Source organism: Cellulomonas sp. NTE-D12, assembly GCF_027923705.1.
Lineage (GTDB): Bacteria > Actinomycetota > Actinomycetes > Actinomycetales > Cellulomonadaceae > Cellulomonas.
The window spans coordinates 3,395,914-3,411,356 of the sequence record NZ_AP026442.1; the positions used below are offsets into that span (position 1 = coordinate 3,395,914).

A 15,443-nucleotide genomic window follows, 5' to 3' on the forward strand; every position below is an offset into this window, starting at 1 on the left:
ATACCAGTGCCATCTTCCATCGCATCGACGGACATCGATCAATGGAGACTGTGATGAGCCAGACGGATGCAGACGCCCTCCGCGAGCAGGTGCGGGCCCACTACGGCCAGGCCGCGACGGAGGCGTCCGCGTGCTGCTCCCCTGCCGCGTCGTCGTGCTGCTCGACGCTCGACGCCGGCCCTAGCCCGTTCTACGGCGCCGAGGACCGCGCCCAGCTGCCGGTCGCGGCCGTCCGGGCGTCCCTCGGCTGCGGCAACCCGCTCGCGGTCGCCGACCTGCGGCCGGGTGACCGCGTGCTCGACCTGGGCTCCGGCGGCGGCATCGACGTGCTGCTCTCGGCGCGGCGGGTCGGGCCCACCGGCTACGTCTACGGCGTCGACATGACGCCCGAGATGCTCGCGCTCGCCCGCGCCAACGCCGCCGAGGCGGGAGCGACCAACGTGGAGTTCCGGGCCGGGACAATCGAGGAGCTGCCGCTGCCGGACGCCGCCGTCGACGTGGTGATCTCCAACTGCGTGATCAACCTGTCGGTCGACAAGACCGCCGTGCTGCGCGAGGCGTTCCGGGTGCTGGCGCCGGGCGGTCGGTTCGGGGTGTCCGACGTCGTCGCCGAGGACCACCTGACGCCGGCCCAGCGTGCCGAGCGCGGGAGCTACGCCGGCTGCGTCGCCGGCGCGCTGTCCCGCCGCGAGTACCTGGACGGGCTGACGGCCGCCGGGTTCGCGGACGCGACCGTCGAGTTCACGAACGAGGCAGCCGACGGCATGCACAACGCGGTGATCCGCGCCCGCAAGCCCGTCGCTCAGTAGGCCGCGGGAGCGCCCGTGGGGTCCGTGCCGACCGACTGGACGGCCGGGCCCCCGAGCGCCTCGCCCTCCCACGCCGTCACCAGCCAGCCCTCTGCGGTGCTGCCCTCGAGCACCACCGCACCCGTGTTCGTCAGTGGCCGGGCCGCCGCGAAGCCCGCGTCCACGTTCGCCGACCGGCCGGCGACCCACACCCGGATCGCGGTGCCGTGGCTCACCGCCACGGCACACCCGGCACCGGTCGCCTCGATGGCCGCCACCGCCTCGTCGTACCGCGCGAAGAACTCCCGTCCCCCCGCCGCACCGGGCATCACCGTGTCCAGCCGCCCGTCCGCCCACCCGAAGGCCGTCCCCTGGTACCGCTCGACGCTGGGACGGTCGGACCGCAGCGTCAGGTCGCCGGCGTCCACCTCGCGCAGCCCCGCCAGCACCGTCACGGGCAGGCCGCGGACCTCCGAGAGCGGCGCGACGGTGCGCTGGGTGCGGATCATCGTCGAGGCGAACAGCGCCGCGACGGGCTCGTCGGCCAGCGCCGCCGCCAGTGCGGTGGCCTGCTGCGCACCCAGAGGCGTCAGCTCCGGCCCGGGCGTGGTGGTCTCCAGCTCGCCCCGCACGTTCGCGGCGATCTGGCCATGGCGGACGAGGATGAGACGCAGCGGGATCACTCCAGACTGGTGGCGGCCCGACGATTTTCCCACAGCCGACGACGGGCACCTCCGGTCCACGGTCCCGGCCGGCGGTCCCGCCCGGCAGTCTCGGCCGACTCAGCCGACCCGCTCCCACCACCGGTCCGGCCACCCCGGGGAGACCACCACCAGCCCGTGCAGCACGCACACGCGCGCCAGGTCCGTGTCGTAGGTCGCCACCGTCCGCACGTCCGGCTGCGCCAGCGCCGCGCCCAGGTGCAGCGCGACGAAGGGCGGCAGCACGGCGGAGACCCGCGACGCCGCCTTGAGCGCCTGGTCGGAGAAGCGCACGACGTCGACCTGCTCCGCCGCCGCGTCCGCCTGGTCCCGGGCCAGCCGGCCGAGCAGCTGCGCGACCCGCTTCAGCTCCGTGACGCCGAGCACCGAGGTCACCAGCTCGCCCTGCCGGTCGGCGACGAACTGAGCCCACGCCGCACGCTCGGGCGCACCCTCGAGGAACCGGCTCAGCGCCGAACCGTCCACGTAGACCAGGTCCCGTGGCGGCCTCGGCCGCCCCACCCAGCCGTCCGCCTCGGCGGCCGTGCGCGGGCTCGGGATCACCACCCCATTCTCGTCCGCCACCGGGCCGCCCCCGGACGACACCGGGTCACCCCTCGACGACGCGGCACCGCCGCGGGACGAGGACGGCCGGCCCCCGGAGGGGCCGGCCGTCATCGTCGTGCGAAGGACGTCGGGCGCTGCGTGCTCAGCGTGCGCGCAGGCGGGCCATCGCCAGCTGCACCAGGGCGATCAGCGCCTGCTTGGTCGCGGCCCGCGAGCGCGCGTCGGTGTACAGCACCGGCACGTGCGGCGGGATCGCCAGCGCCTCGCGCACGTCCTCCAGGGCGTGCTTGGCGACACCGTCGAAGCAGTTGACACCCACGACGAACGGGATGCCACGGCTCTCGAAGTAGTCGACCGCCGGGAAGCACTGGTCGAGCCGGTCGGTGTCGACCAGCACCACGGCACCGATGGCGCCGCGGACCAGGTCGTCCCACATGAACAGGAAGCGGTCCTGCCCAGGGGTGCCGAACAGGTAGAGCCACAGGGAGCCCGGCAGCGCGATGCGGCCGAAGTCCATGGCGACCGTGGTGGTGGTCTTCCGGTCGGACACGCCACCGGCGTCGTCGACGCCGACGGAGTGCTCGGTCATCGCAGCCTCGGTGTTGAGGGGCTCGATGTCCGAGATGGACCCGATGAAGGTCGTCTTGCCGACGGCGAAGCCGCCCGCGACGACGATCTTGACGACGGTGGGTGCGGTGGACGCGGCCTGTCCCGTCGGAGCGGCGACGGCGGCGTCAGAGGGCGGAAATGCCATTGAGAACACTCTCCAGCACGCTCAGGGACAGGGCGGGGGACTCACCGGTGTTCACTTCCACCGGCTGCGAGGTGTGCACGCGGACGAACTGCTGGTCGGCGAGGTCGGACACGAGGATCCGGATCACGCCGAGCGGGAGGTGGAGCAGGGCGGACAGCTCTGCCACGGAGATGTAGCCGACCGACGCGTGGTGCAGGATCGCGCGCTTCTCGGGCGGCAGACCGGTGCCGGCGACGGCCCCGGGCATCTGCTCGACAAGGGCTTCCAGCGGCAGGTCGGACCGTGCCGACTTCACCCGGCCTCCGGTGACGGCGTACGGCCGTACCGTCCGGGCCTCGTACTCGAGGTGCTCTGCCATGGTCAGGCTCCGCTCAGGCGACGGGGGCGCGGGTAGCACCGTCGACGGGGAGCTGGCCGCGCATCTCCGAGATCAGCTGCGGCGTGAGCGTCGCCTCGGTACGGGAGACGAGCATCGCCATCTCGTAGCCGATCAGGCCCACGTCGCACGTGGAGTCTGCCACCACGGCCAGGACGGACCCGTTGGACACGCTCATCAGGAAGAGGAACAGGCTGTCCATCTCGACGATGGCCTGCCGCACCTCCCCGGCGTGCAGCTGGCGCGAGGCGCCACGGGTCAGGCTCGACATGCCCGAGACGATGGCCGCGAGCTGGTCGCCGCTGGTGCGGTCGAGCTGCTCGGACATCGCCATGAGCAGGCCGTCGGCCGACACCACCAACGTGTGGCGGGTGCCGGGCACGGTCCGGACGAAGTTGTCCAGGAGCCAGCCGAAGTTGGCTGCCTCGGTGCTGAGCGCGGTCACACTTCCTCCTTGATGGTGCAGTCGGGACGGACTGCTGTGCAGCCGACCCCCGGTGTGGTGCGGGGGACGTGGTGGGTGGGTCGAAGGTTCATCGGGCACCGTCCTGACCGGCGTCGCGACGACCGCGGGCGGTGCCGGACTGGAAGCTGGACAGTCGTGACCGCAGCTGGGCCGGGTCGCGCTCGGCTCCTGCGGCGGCGGTGTCGATCTCGGGTGCCTCGGGGATCGCCGTCGGCACGCGCTTGGTGAGGCGCTCGGCGGCGCCGGACACCACCTGCGGCCGGTAGGCCGACAGCTGGCTCAGCTCGGACAGAGCCTGCTCCTGGATGTCCGACCGCATCGCGAGCATCGCCGCGACGTCGTCGTCCAGGGCGCCGATCCGGGCGACCGGAGCGGGGTTCGGCTGCGGCACCGTGCCTGCCGCGTCACCGCGCGGAGCCCAGCCGGACGGTGCCCAGCTGTTCGACGCCGGCTCCGGCGCGCCCGACCACGCCGCCTGGCGCGTGTCGAGCACCGCGGGCATCAGCGGGGCAGGTGCGGCGGGTGCGGCCGGTGCCGGGTGCGGTGCCGGCGCAGCGGCCAGCGGCAGCGGGGCCGGTGCGGCGGGTGCCGGGGAGAACGTCGGCACCGGTGCCGCGAAGGCGGGAGCCTCGAAGCCGGGAGCCGGCGCGAACCCGGTCGCCTGCGGGGCCGGCGGGTTGACGGAGGGCTTGGCAGCCGCGCCGTCCGGGCCCCACACGGTGCTGCGGACCGGGGCCGCGGGGGCGGCTGCGACGGGCGCCGCCGGGACCACGGGCGTCTGGCCCGTCTCCGGGGCGGGTCGCCGACGCCCGAACAGACCGCGCTTGCGAGGTGCGCGCTCGCGAGATCGAGCCGGGGCTGCCGGGACCGGGGTGGCGTTGGTGGGGGCCCAGGCAGCCTGCTGCTGCCAGTCGACCGAGGCCGGCTCGGCGGGTTCGGTCGGCTCGGGCGCCGGCTGGCCGGCGAACGGCGCGGGAGCCGCGAAAGGCACCGGGGCGGCGAACGGTGCGGGGGCGACGGGCGCCACCGCCTCCGCGGCCTCGATCGGCGAGAACAGCTGGGTCGGCGCGGACTCCTCCGGCTCGGCCTGCACCGGCGGCCAGCTGCCGAACACCGGGTCTGCGACGTCCGGCACCGCAGCGCCGACGGGCTCCGGCAGCGCACGGGCGACCGGCAACGGCTCCGGCTCGGCGTCCGGTGCGAGACCGACCACCGGCAGCGGCGCCTCGGCGGCGGGCGCCGATGCGACCGGCGCCTGGTCGCTCCACGGCGACGACCACGTCGGCGGCTGCCAGGCCGGGGACTGCCAGGCCGGCTGGGGCCAGTCGCCCGCGGCCTCGTCGGACTGCTCGGTCGGGACCGGCGGCGCCCACGCGGCGGGCGGCTCCGGCGCGGCCGGCACCGGGGCGCCGGGGAAGCCGATCGGCTCGGGCACGACCGGGATGGTCCCGGTGGTCCACGCCCGGGCCTCGTCCATCGACCGACCGAACGGCAGGTACGCCGCCGGCTCGTCGAGCGGGGTCGTCTCGGTGGTCGGTGCCGTGGTGGGGGCCGACCAGCCGGCGAAGCCGCTGTACGAGGTGAAGGCCGCCGGCTCGGGCTCGAACGTCGGCACCTCCTCGGCGGGCGGTGCCCAGCCTGCGAGGTCGACCGCCGGTGCCGCCCAGCTCGGCATCGCCGGCTCGGTGACGGGCTCGGCGAGAGCCTGCGGCGCCGCCTCGACCACGTCGTGATCGGACAGCGAGGTGGGGACCCACGCGGGCACCTCGACAGGAACGGCGGGCTCGTCGGCGGCGACGTGCGGCTCGCCCGACGTCTCGGCCGGGGCGTCCGCGAAGGCGGGAGCGTCCTCGTACGCCGGAGCGTCTTCGTACGCCGGCGCGTCGGCGAAGGCCGGGGCGTCCGCGTAGACCGGAGCGGCCGGGTGGCCGGCGCCGTCCGCGTAGGCGGCGTAGTCGGCTGGCAGCAGGTCGTCGTCCGGCGCGAGCCCGGGCACCACCATCGGCTCCGGCTCGGGCGTCTCCGCCTCGATCGGCTCGGGCTCGAAGCTCGTCTGGGCGGGCCGCGGCTGGAAGAAGGCTGCCGCTGCCGGTGCCGCACCGTCGCCCGCCCGGCGCAGGCCGGTCGGCGCCTGGTCGACGGGACGGGTCGCGCCGAGGTCCCCGCGTCCGCGGAAGCCGGAGAAGAGCCCCGTACGGACCCCGGCGTCGGGGGCCGGCGCCACCGGCAGGGGTGCGGCGGCCGCAGCGGCCACGCCGGCGGCAGCATCCGGGGACCACGCCGAGGTGGCGGCACGGGTACGGCTCGGCAGGCCGGAACCCGCCTGCGAGTCGACCACGGCAGGTGCCCAGTCGGGTGCGTCCCCGGACAGCGACGGCGAGAGCGTCGGGGTGGGCGCCTCGGGCAGGACGATGGCGTTCTCGTCGAACGTCTTGCGCGGGCGCTGCGGCAGCCCGCCGGATCGCTGGTCCGCGGCGGCGGGCGCCAGCGGCGCGGCCGGCGGCAGCGGTGCCGAGGCGGCTGCGGGCTGGGCGGCAGGCGTCCGCGTCGGCAGCGACGCCGGCGGTGCAGCAGGATCGACCCCCGCACGACGACGAGGCAGGCCGAGAGTCGTCTCGCCGTCCGTGAGCGCTGCGAGGTCCACCGGCTGCGCCTCGGGCGCCTCCTCGAGCTCGGGCACCGGTGCCGACGGCATCGCCGGGCCGTAGCTGCCCAGCGAGGACACCTCGGTCGACTGGAACAGCGTCGACGGGAAGCGGACCACGGTCTCGGTACCGGTGGTGCCACGGCTGCTCTTGCGCAGCTCCACCTCGGCACCGAGGCGCTGCGCCAGCCGGCCGACGACGAAGAGGCCCAGGCGCTGGGCACCCAGCGCGTCACCGGCGCCGACCGAACGGATCTTCTCGTTGGCGGCGTCCAGCTCGACCTCGCTCATGCCGAGGCCCTGGTCGATGATGCGGACCTCGACCTGGTCGCCCCGGACACCCGTGGCCACCACGATCGGCGTCTCGGGCTCGGAGAACACGGTGGCGTTCTCCAGCAGCTCCGCGAGCAGGTGCGCGGCCGGCAGGGCGTTGAACCCGAGCATGGCCGGGTCGGCGGTGAGCTCCAGCTCGACGCGGTCGTACTGCTCGATCTCGGACGAGGCGGTGCGGATGACGTCCGACAGCGGCAGCGAGTCGCGCAGGCGGCGGCCGGAGTCGATGCCGGCGAGCACCAGCAGCGACTCCGCGTTGCGGCGCATGCGGGTGGCGAGGTGGTCGAGGCGGAACAGGTTCGCCAGGGTGCTCGGGTCCTCCTCGGACCGCTCGAGCGAGTCGATGAACGACAGCTGCCGGTTGAGGAGCACCTGGTCGCGGCGGGCCACGTTGACGAACATCTCGGCGATGGACCCGCGCAGCGCCGCCTGCTCCTGGGCGACCTGGACGGTGGTGGCGTTCACCGCGTTGAACGCGGCGGCCAGGCGGCCGACCTCGTCGGACGACGTCACGGGGATCTGCGGCAGCTCCAGCGAGGGGCTCTCACCGGGGACCTGCACCTGCTCGACCAGACGCGGCAGCTCGTCACGCACGTCCGCGGCGGCCGCGGTCAGGCGACGCAGCGGGACGACGATGGTGCGGGAGACGACCACCGCGAAGAAGAAGGACAGCACGGCTGCGCCGATGGCGATGCCGACCGTGATGATGGCGCGCTGGGTCTGCGCGTCGATCGCCCGGGTCGCCACGGTGTGGCCATTGCTCAGGACCTCGGTGCTGACCGCGCTGAGGCGTCCGGTCTGGTCGGTGACCGCCTTGGCGAACGCTCGGGGGTCGACCAGGGCGAACGCGGCGTTGGTGCCGATGCTGATCGTCGACCGCATCGTCATGAAGTCGGCGTTCGGGTCGGCGTACCCGATCTCGATGCTCTTGACGCCCAGGCTGGCCACCTGGTCACGGGCCAACGCCCGCTGGTTCTCGGTCTGCGTGCCCAGGTTGGCGAACTGGACGGACGAGAGCGAGGAGACGGCCTGCTTGTTCATCAGCGTCAGGCCGGCGACGGCCTCCTGCACCAGGTCGTCCGCCGTCGAGGCGACGGCGGCCTGCGCCGAGAGGTACTTGGCGACGTCACGGTTGCTGATCGTCTCTGCCACGAGCTGGACCAGGGCGATCTGGCGGCTGGCCAGGCTCGCGTAGGCGCCCTGGATGATCTCGGGTCGCGCCTGGGTGTCGACGTTCTGCCGCATGGCGGACAGGTCGTTGTCGAAGGACCGCTGCAGCTCGGTGAACTTGCCGACGATGTCCGGCGGGAACTCGGCGAGGTCGAGCTTGGCGGCGACCGGCTTGACGTCGGCGAGCGCCTTGTCGGTCGCCGCGCGGGCCGCCTTGATCTGGTCCGCGCTGCCGTTGGTGGTGGACACCACGCGCTCGGTCTGGAAGGCCTCGTTGAGCGGCTGGTACGCCTGCACCAGGTCGACGACTCCGCGGGTCGCGCGGTCGAGCCGCAGCTGCGTCAGGGCCGTCGCGGAGATGAACACGCCGGCGGCGAGGATGACGAGCATGGGCACGGCAAGAACCGCCAGAACCTTGGCGCGGATGCCAAGCCGTCGCAGCATGTCGTTCCCTTCCGACCCGGTGCCACGCACGCCTCAGCGCGTCGCGGTGACGTGGACCTCGTTCGGGTGCTATCGGTCGCAGTGGTGCGGACCATGAGGTCGCGGGGCGAGTTTGCCACGGACGTCACCCGCTCGGGGACACCCATTCGTCCGTTCCGGCGTAGTTTCACCGGGTGCGAGCGGTCGTGGTGCGTGCCCCCGGTGGACCGGAGCAGCTGCAGGTGGACCAGCTGCCGGACCCTGTGCCGGGTGCCGGTGAGCTGCTGGTCGAGGTCGCCGCAGCGGGTGTCAACCGCGCTGACGTGCTGCAACGGCAGGGTCACTACCCCCCTCCGCCCGGGGCGCCGGACTGGCCGGGGATGGAGATCAGCGGCGTGGTGTCCGCCCTCGGGCCGGGCACCTCGGGCTGGTCCGTCGGCGACCGCGTCGCCGCGCTGCTGGCCGGCGGCGGCTACGCCGAGCGTGCCGTCGCGACGTCGGCGCTGTGCCTGCCGGTGCCGGACGGCCTGGCGACCGCCGAGGCGGCCGCGCTGCCGGAGGCCCTGGCCACGGTGAGGTCGACGCTGCAGGCGGCGCGCCTCGCGGACGGCGACACGCTGCTGGTGCGTGGCGGCTCGGGCGGTGTCGGGTCCGTCGCCGTGCAGGTCGGACACGCGCTGGGGCACCGGGTGCTGGCCACCGCCGGCGGTCCCGAGCGGTGCGAACGCGTACGGGCGCTGGGTGCCGAGACCGTCGTCGACCACCGGCTGCCCGACGTCGCCGGCCGCGTGCTGGCCGCGACGGACGGCCGCGGCGTCGACGTGGTGCTCGACGTGCTCGGCGCCGGCGGCCTGGCCGAGAACCTCGCGATGCTGGCCGACGGCGGCCGCCTGGCCGTCATCGGCCTGCAGCAGGGACGCCGTGCCGAGCTCGACCTGGGGCTGCTGCTCGAGCGCCGCGCCACCGTGCTGGGCACCACGTTGCGGTCCCGCCCGTTGGTGCAGAAGGCGGCGATCATGGCCGAGGTCCGGCAGCACCTGTGGCCGCTGGTCGCGGCCGGGGCGGTGCGGCCCGTCGTGCACACGCACGTCCCGTTCGCCCAGGCCGCGCACGCGCACCAGCTGATGGAGTCCGGCGCGGCGTTCGGCAAGATCCTGCTGGTGCCGTAGCAGGCGCGGGGCGCCCGCCGGGCGGCACAATGCCCAGGTGAGCCAGGACGACGAGACGACCGTGGCGGACGACGACGTGACGACCTCCGCCGCGCGCCCCGAACCCGACGAGGACCGCGACGAGCAGGTCGGTTCGCTCGTGGAGCAGCCGGCCAAGGTGATGCGGATCGGCACCATGATCAAGCAGCTGCTCGACGAGGTGCGCAGCGCCCCGCTCGACGACGCGGCGCGCAGCCGGCTCGCCGAGATCCACGAGCGGTCGCTCGCCGAGCTCGAGGAGGGGCTGTCCCCCGAGCTGGTCGCGGAGCTGCACCGCATCACGCTGCCGTTCAGCGACGACGCACCGTCGGACGCCGAGCTGCGGATCGCGCAGGCCCAGCTGGTCGGCTGGCTCGAGGGCCTGTTCCACGGGATCCAGACGGCGCTGGTCGCGCAGCAGATGGCCGCGCAGGCGCAGCTGACCGGGATGCGCCGCGCGCTGCCGCCGGGCGTGCACCCGCAGCAGGCCGGACCCGGCGTCTTCGTCGTGCCGCGTGACCAGGACGACGACGGCGACACCTCCCGCTCCACCGGCCAGTACCTCTAGCCGGGGCGGTGCCCCGCCGGCGCGACGGCCGACGGGGCCGCGTCGTCACTTGAGGGTGACCACCTGGCTGGCCGGCGGCGCCTGGATGTCCACGGGCTGGCCCCAGCCAGAGAACGTCATGACCTGCTGCTCGCCCTGCACGTCCGACGTCATCTTGCGCACCAGGCCGTCGGCACCGAACCAGTACCGGTAGGTGATCTGCGCCGGCAGGGCCGTCTGCTCGTCGAACTGCTGCGAACGGACGGCGGCGCTGAGCTTCGTGGTGTCGACCACCACGTCGTACGCCTGGGTCGGGACGCCGCCCACCTGCTCGGTGCCGCCCACCGGCGTCACCGAGACGATCGCGTCCTGGAACGCCGCCATCCCCTGGTTCGGGTTCACGGAGTCGAACACGCCCGCCATGCCGGCGAAGGGGCCCTTCGGGTCCTTGGGGTCGCCCTTGACGAACTTGCCGCCCGTCAGCTCCCCGCCGCTGATGTACCAGGTGCCGGCCACCACGCGCAGGTCGATCGCCCCGGTGCTCGACGCCGTCATCTTCATGGCCATCTCGCTGGTCTTGTCGGGCAGCACGCGCAGGGCGCCGTCCGCCGTGATCGTCTGACCGTTGGTGGCGACCTGGAGGGTGAACGTGCAGCTCGTGGCCTTGGCGGCCGCCGCCTGCATCGCCTGGGCGAACGTCGCGGTGGTCAGGGTGTAGACCGCGGTCGGCGTGGGCGTCGGGGTCGGCGTCGGGGTCACGACCGCCTCCGAGGCGGCAGCGGCGGTGGCGGCGGCCTGCGGGGCCGACGAGCCGCAGCCGGCCAGGACCACCGCGATCGCGGCGACGGACGAACCCAGGACAAGCCGGCCGACAAGACGGCGCTGCAACGACATGTGAGCCCCCCGCTCAGGTGGCGCCGGTACGTCGGCGCACGTCCCGGTGACGGCCGGGCGGCGCGATCATCGCAGCCTGTGCACGGGCTGGGTGGCCGTTTCGAGGGCGAATCCCCCGGTCAGCCCAGCCCCTCGTCCGCGGCCGCTTCGGTCCGGTTGCGTGCCGCGCGGACCACCGGCGGTTCACGGCGGGCGGTCAGCGCGATCGCACCGCAGACGAGGGCGAGGCCGACGAGGTCCACCAGGTGCGGCAGCTGGCGCAGCACCACGGCACCCACCACGGCGGCGCTGGCCGGCAGCAGCGCCAGCAGCACGGCGAACGTCGCCGCGCTGACCCGCCGCAGCACCACCTGCTCGATGCCGTACGGCACCACCGACGAGCACACCGCCACGGCGAGCACGGCGGCGGCGAGCCGCAGGTCGTGCAGCACGGGCCCGGCGGCACCGGCGAACCCGGGGGCCAGCACCACCGCTCCCGTCGTCATGCCGACCGCCAGGCCCGACAGGCCCGACGCCTGACCGGCCACCCGCCGGCCCAGCACGATGTACCCGGCCCAGAAGGCTGCCGCCGCACCGATGGCCAGCAGCCCCACGCGGGCCGACCCGCCGGTGTGCAGCGACACCCCCGCGAGCAGCACCACGCCCACCGCCGCGACGGCGATCGCGGCACGCTCCCGCCACCCGGACCCGGTGACTGCGGCCACCGCCACGGGCCCGACGAACTCGATCGCCACCGCCGTGCCCAGCGGCAGGTGCGCGATCGCCACGTAGAAGCTGACGTTCATCGCCGCGAGCACCACGCCGAACGCCGCGGTGGTCACCAGCCGCCGGCGGTCCCACGGACCACGCCGCCACGGCCGTGCCCACCCCAGCAGCAGCACCGCGGAGACGGCGATCCGCAGCCACGCGACGGTGGCCGGTGGCAGCGCGCCGAACAGCCGCACGGCTACCGCCGCACCGAGGTACTGGGTCAGCCCCGAGAGCAGGAACAGCAGCGGGGCGGGCACGCGGGCCAGGCTATGCCTGCACCGCGCACCCGCCCCGTCGCGTCCGGGTCAGCCCTTGACCGACCCCGCGAGCAGCCCTCGCACGAAGTACCGCTGCAGGGCGAGGAACACGATCACCGGGACGACGATCGTGAGGAAGCCGGCCGGTGCCAGCAGCTCCAGGTGGGAGCCGTAGCTGCCGGTGAGGCTCTGCATCCGGGCCGTGACCGGTTGCAGTGCCGGGTTGGAGCCGCCGAAGGTCTTGGCCACCAGCAGGTCGTTCCACACCCACAGGAACTGGAAGATGGAGAACGAGGCGATCGCCGGCATCGACAGCGGCAGCACGACCGACCGGAAGATGCGCAGGTGGGACGCACCGTCCACCCGTGCCGCCTCGATCAGGGACCCCGGCAGCTGCGCGATGAAGTTGTGCAGCAGGAACACCGCCAGGGGCAGCGAGAACATCGTGTGCGACAGCCAGATCTGCGCCAGCGTGCCGTTCACACCGGGTGACGGCAGCACCGTGACCCCCGCGATCCGCAGGCCGTGCACGTAGTACTGCTGCAACGGCACCAGGGCCATCTGCAGCGGCACCACCTGCAGCGCGAAGAACGTGAAGAAGATCGCGTCGCTGCCCCGGAACCGCATCCAGGCCAGCGCGTAGCCGGCCATCGACGCGACGAAGATCGGGATGATCGTCGCCGGGATGGTGATCGCCAGGGAGTTCACCAGGGGGATGAACAGGCCGCCCTGCCCGGTGAGCACCTGCCGGTACCCGTCGAGGCTGAAGCTGGGGTGGACGAAGAACATCCACCAGCCGCTGGTGGCGGCGTCGGACTTCGACCGGAACGAGTTGATGAACAGCCCGAACGTCGGGATGGTCCACAGCACACCGATCGCGATCGCGACGATCGAGGCCGTGGGGCTGCTGAACGCCGTCCGGACGGCCCTGGTCGCCGCCGGACCGGTGAGGGGCTTCTTGACGTCGGTCGACGTCGTGCCGGTCGCGCTCATCGGGTCGGTGGTCGCGCTCATCGGATCTCACGCTCCCTGCGCAGCTGTCGGACGTTGTAGAGCACCAGCGGCAGGACGGCGAGGAACAGGATCACGGCCAGGGCGCTGCCGCGCGCGACCTGGCTGGTGACGAACATGTCGGCGTACATCTGACGGGCGAGGACGTCCGTCTTGAAGTTGCCGTTGTTGATGGTGAAGACGATGTCGAAGACCTTCAGCGTCGTGATCATCACCGTCGTCAGCACCACGACCAGGGTGTTGCGGATCATCGGGACCTGGATGGTGCGGAACAGCCGGAACCCCGAGGCACCGTCCATCCGCGCCGACTCGATCACCTCGTCGGGGATCGCCTTGAGGGCGGCGCCGAGCACCACCATCGCGAACCCCGCCTGGATCCAGATCATGATCACCATCTCGAGGAAGGTGTTCAGCGGCGGGGTGATCAGCCAGTTGGGCGGGTTGCTCCAGCCCAGCTTGATGACGACCTGGCTCAGCAGGCCCGTCTGCGGCTGGGACGGCGTCACGTAGTTGTAGACGTAGGACCAGATGACGGCCGCACCGACGAACGAGATGGCGGTCGGCAGGAAGACCATCGTCTTGGGGATCGACGCGTACTTCATGCGGTCGACGAGCAGCGCGACCAGCAGACCGACGGCCACCGCGACCGCCGGCACGATCACCAGCCAGAGCACCGTGCGCACGATGGTCTGCTGCGTGTACGGGTCGGTGAAGGCGAAGACGTAGTTCTTCAGGCCGACCTTCTTGGTCTTCTGCTGGCCGAGGAACTGCTGGTTGGTCAGGCTGTTGTTGATCGTCGTGATCGCCGGGATCACCAGCCCGAGGGCGACCAGGAACAGCGCCGGGCCCAGGCAGATGATCACCGCCAGCGGCTTCTCCAGCCGACCGGTCGCCCGGCCGGCGACGAAGAAGACGATCGCGAGGATCGCGACGAAGCCGAGGACGGCTTCGACGGCGCCGAGCAGGGTGGTGGCCGCCTGGCCCGCCACGCTCGACGCCAATGAGACGTAGGTAGCGCTCACCACAGACCCCCTTGTCTGTCTCGCTGCGAACAGGGTGCCACGGTCGGGCAGAAAGGGTGCTCCGGCCCGCGGGACTCGCCCGCGGGCCGGAGCACCTCAGATGTCAAGCAGGTGGAACGGGTGGGTCAGATCAGCTCGGCCACGCCGCGTCGATCGCCTTGGCGACGTCCGCCGCGGACTTGCCGCTGCCGAACCAGTCGACCATGCCGGTCCACTCGGCACCGGCGCCGACGGCCGCCGGCATGGCGTCCGAGGCGTCGAACCGGAACGTGGCCTTCGGGTCGGCCAGGTACTTGGCGGACAGCTGGTCGATCGGGTCGGTGTACAGGCTCTGGTCGACCTTCTCGTTCGCGGAGACCCAGCCCGGTGCGACCTTGATCCGGCTCTCAGCCCACTGCGGGCTGCTCAGGTAGTTCTGCACCGCCTGCACGGCCGGGTCGTCGGAGAACGCGGTCACGAACTCGCCGCCACCCTCGACGGGCGTGCTGATCGACGGGTCGACGGCCGGGAGCTTGAAGGCGAACACGTCGCCGTCAGGTCCGACCTTGGTGCCCTTCGGCCACTGCGCCTCGTAGAAGGACGCCTGCTGCAGCATGCCGCACTCGTTCTTCAGGATCGGCAGACCCGCGTTCTGGAACGTGGTGGTCGCGATCGTCTTGACGTCACCGACGCCGCCGTTGACCCACTTGGGGTTCTGCAGCCAGTCGCTGACGACCTTCATCGCGTCCTGGATCTGCGGGTCGGAGAACTTGACCTTGTGGCTGATCCAGTCGTCGTAGACCTGGCCGCCGTACTTGCCGAGGACGACCTCCTCGAGCCAGTCGGTGGCGGGCCACCCGCTCGCGGTGCCGGAGCCGATGCCACCGCACCACGGCTTCGCGGCGCCGGTCATCTTGCCGGCCATCTGGTCGGACAGCGACATCATGTCGGCCCACGTCGTAGGGACGGTGAAGCCGTTGTCCTTGAAGTACTTCGGCGAGTACCAGACCAGGGACTTCATGTTGGCGCTCATCGGCGCCGCGTAGAACTTGCCGTCGACCGAGCCGTAGCCCTTCCAGGCGGCGTTCCAGTTGTCCTCGTTCTTGACGGTCTGGGCCGGCGGGTCCTTCACCGCGCCCGTCGCCACCATCTGCGCGAGCAGACCGGGCTGCGGGATGATCGCCAGGTTCGGGGCGTTGCCGCCGTTGACCTTCACCGGCAGGTCGGACTCGAAGGTGTTGGAGCCCGTGTACTGGATGGTGATGCCGGTGCACTTGGAGAAGTCGGCCCACGAGGAGTTCAGCGAGTCCGACTCGGGGCTGAGGATCGACCCGAACATCGTGACGGTCTTGCCGCTGTGCCCCGCGTAGTCCTGGTACTGCGCGCAGTCGCCGGTGAGGGCCGCTGCCGAGGTGCCGCTCGAGCTCGAGGTGCCCGACGAGCCGCCGCTGGAACACGCGGCGACGGTCGCCAGTGCCGCCACGCCAGCGGCAGCAGCGGCGAATCGTGAGGTTCGCTTCATGTCTGTCCTTCCCGGTCACAACTTCGTTGATGCGACAGGTGGCTGATGTCTG

14 protein-coding genes are annotated in these 15,443 nt (G+C 72.7%); 3 read left to right on the forward strand and 11 right to left on the reverse strand.

Features of this window, described 5'->3' with window-relative positions; translation table 11 throughout:
* Nucleotides 1–53: 53 nt before the first annotated feature.
* A complete protein-coding gene (gene arsM / locus QMF98_RS15725; protein WP_337973860.1) occupies nt 54–809 on the forward strand; it encodes an arsenite methyltransferase in 756 nt (251 codons plus the stop codon).
* Here arsM and QMF98_RS15730 read toward each other — a convergent pair.
* From QMF98_RS15730 to QMF98_RS15755, 6 genes are all read right to left on the reverse strand, one after another.
* Complete coding sequence (locus tag QMF98_RS15730; RefSeq protein WP_348773379.1) at nt 803–1,471, reverse strand: histidine phosphatase family protein; 669 nt, start codon at nt 1,469–1,471, stop codon at nt 803–805. The two genes, arsM and QMF98_RS15730, sit on opposite strands and share 7 nt — an antisense overlap.
* Before the next feature lie 99 nt (nt 1,472–1,570).
* Nucleotides 1,571–2,053: a type II toxin-antitoxin system VapC family toxin gene (locus tag QMF98_RS15735; RefSeq protein ID WP_337973861.1), complete on the reverse strand. Its 483-nt coding sequence runs from the start codon at nt 2,051–2,053 to the stop codon at nt 1,571–1,573.
* Between the two features lie 145 nt (nt 2,054–2,198).
* On the reverse strand, nt 2,199–2,810 hold the full coding sequence (locus QMF98_RS15740) for a GTP-binding protein (protein WP_263731194.1): 612 nt from the start codon (nt 2,808–2,810) through the stop codon (nt 2,199–2,201).
* Nucleotides 2,791–3,168 carry a DUF742 domain-containing protein gene (locus QMF98_RS15745; protein WP_263731193.1) on the reverse strand — a complete coding sequence of 126 codons (378 nt, stop codon included), beginning with the start codon at nt 3,166–3,168 and terminating at the stop codon, nt 2,791–2,793. Before QMF98_RS15745 ends, QMF98_RS15740 begins: the two co-directional genes overlap by 20 nt.
* 13 nt (nt 3,169–3,181) lie before the next feature.
* The gene (locus QMF98_RS15750) at nt 3,182–3,631 is read right to left on the reverse strand and encodes a roadblock/LC7 domain-containing protein (RefSeq protein ID WP_291759706.1); all 450 of its coding nucleotides are present in this window, start codon (nt 3,629–3,631) and stop codon (nt 3,182–3,184) included.
* A gap of 88 nt (nt 3,632–3,719) precedes the next feature.
* Entirely contained in the window at nt 3,720–8,189 is a 4,470-nt protein-coding gene (locus QMF98_RS15755; RefSeq protein ID WP_337975655.1) for an ATP-binding protein, read from the reverse strand.
* Between the two features lie 227 nt (nt 8,190–8,416).
* On the opposite strand from QMF98_RS15755, the gene QMF98_RS15760 reads away from it, so the two are divergent.
* Together QMF98_RS15760 and QMF98_RS15765 are read left to right on the forward strand one after the other, a co-directional pair.
* Complete coding sequence (locus QMF98_RS15760; RefSeq protein ID WP_337973862.1) at nt 8,417–9,391, forward strand: NAD(P)H-quinone oxidoreductase; 975 nt, start codon at nt 8,417–8,419, stop codon at nt 9,389–9,391.
* A 76-nt stretch (nt 9,392–9,467) separates the two neighbouring features.
* Nucleotides 9,468–9,977 (forward strand): bacterial proteasome activator family protein, encoded by a 510-nt coding sequence (locus QMF98_RS15765; RefSeq protein WP_291761513.1) that lies wholly within the window; start codon nt 9,468–9,470, stop codon nt 9,975–9,977.
* Between the two features lie 45 nt (nt 9,978–10,022).
* On the opposite strand, the gene QMF98_RS15770 is transcribed toward QMF98_RS15765, so the two are convergent.
* The 5 genes from QMF98_RS15770 to QMF98_RS15790 all read right to left on the reverse strand — a co-directional run bounded on the left by QMF98_RS15770 (nt 10,023) and on the right by QMF98_RS15790 (nt 15,391).
* On the reverse strand, nt 10,023–10,850 hold the full coding sequence (locus QMF98_RS15770) for an SCO4651 family lipoprotein (protein ID WP_337973863.1): 828 nt from the start codon (nt 10,848–10,850) through the stop codon (nt 10,023–10,025).
* A gap of 119 nt (nt 10,851–10,969) precedes the next feature.
* A complete protein-coding gene (locus tag QMF98_RS15775) occupies nt 10,970–11,857 on the reverse strand; it encodes an EamA family transporter (protein ID WP_337973864.1) in 888 nt (295 codons plus the stop codon).
* Between the two features lie 48 nt (nt 11,858–11,905).
* Complete coding sequence (locus tag QMF98_RS15780) at nt 11,906–12,871, reverse strand: carbohydrate ABC transporter permease (RefSeq protein ID WP_337973865.1); 966 nt, start codon at nt 12,869–12,871, stop codon at nt 11,906–11,908.
* On the reverse strand, nt 12,868–13,890 hold the full coding sequence (locus QMF98_RS15785; protein WP_337973866.1) for a carbohydrate ABC transporter permease: 1,023 nt from the start codon (nt 13,888–13,890) through the stop codon (nt 12,868–12,870). The genes QMF98_RS15780 and QMF98_RS15785 overlap by 4 nt, the downstream gene beginning before the upstream one ends.
* A gap of 130 nt (nt 13,891–14,020) precedes the next feature.
* Nucleotides 14,021–15,391 (reverse strand): ABC transporter substrate-binding protein, encoded by a 1,371-nt coding sequence (locus QMF98_RS15790; RefSeq protein WP_337973867.1) that lies wholly within the window; start codon nt 15,389–15,391, stop codon nt 14,021–14,023.
* Nucleotides 15,392–15,443: the final 52 nt, after the last annotated feature.

Bases quoted from the DNA above. Each gene is read 5' to 3' on its own strand.
- arsM (WP_337973860.1), top strand. From the start codon at position 54: ATGAGCCAGACGGATGCAGACGCCCTCCGCGAGCAGGTGCGGGCCCAC.
- QMF98_RS15740 (WP_263731194.1), bottom strand. From the start codon at position 2,810: ATGGCATTTCCGCCCTCTGACGCCGCCGTCGCCGCTCCGACGGGACAG.
- QMF98_RS15745 (WP_263731193.1), bottom strand. From the start codon at position 3,168: ATGGCAGAGCACCTCGAGTACGAGGCCCGGACGGTACGGCCGTACGCC.
- QMF98_RS15755 (WP_337975655.1), bottom strand. From the start codon at position 8,189: ATGCTCGTCATCCTCGCCGCCGGCGTGTTCATCTCCGCGACGGCCCTG.
- QMF98_RS15770 (WP_337973863.1), bottom strand. From the start codon at position 10,850: ATGTCGTTGCAGCGCCGTCTTGTCGGCCGGCTTGTCCTGGGTTCGTCC.
- QMF98_RS15780 (WP_337973865.1), bottom strand. From the start codon at position 12,871: ATGAGCGCGACCACCGACCCGATGAGCGCGACCGGCACGACGTCGACC.
- QMF98_RS15790 (WP_337973867.1), bottom strand. From the start codon at position 15,391: ATGAAGCGAACCTCACGATTCGCCGCTGCTGCCGCTGGCGTGGCGGCA.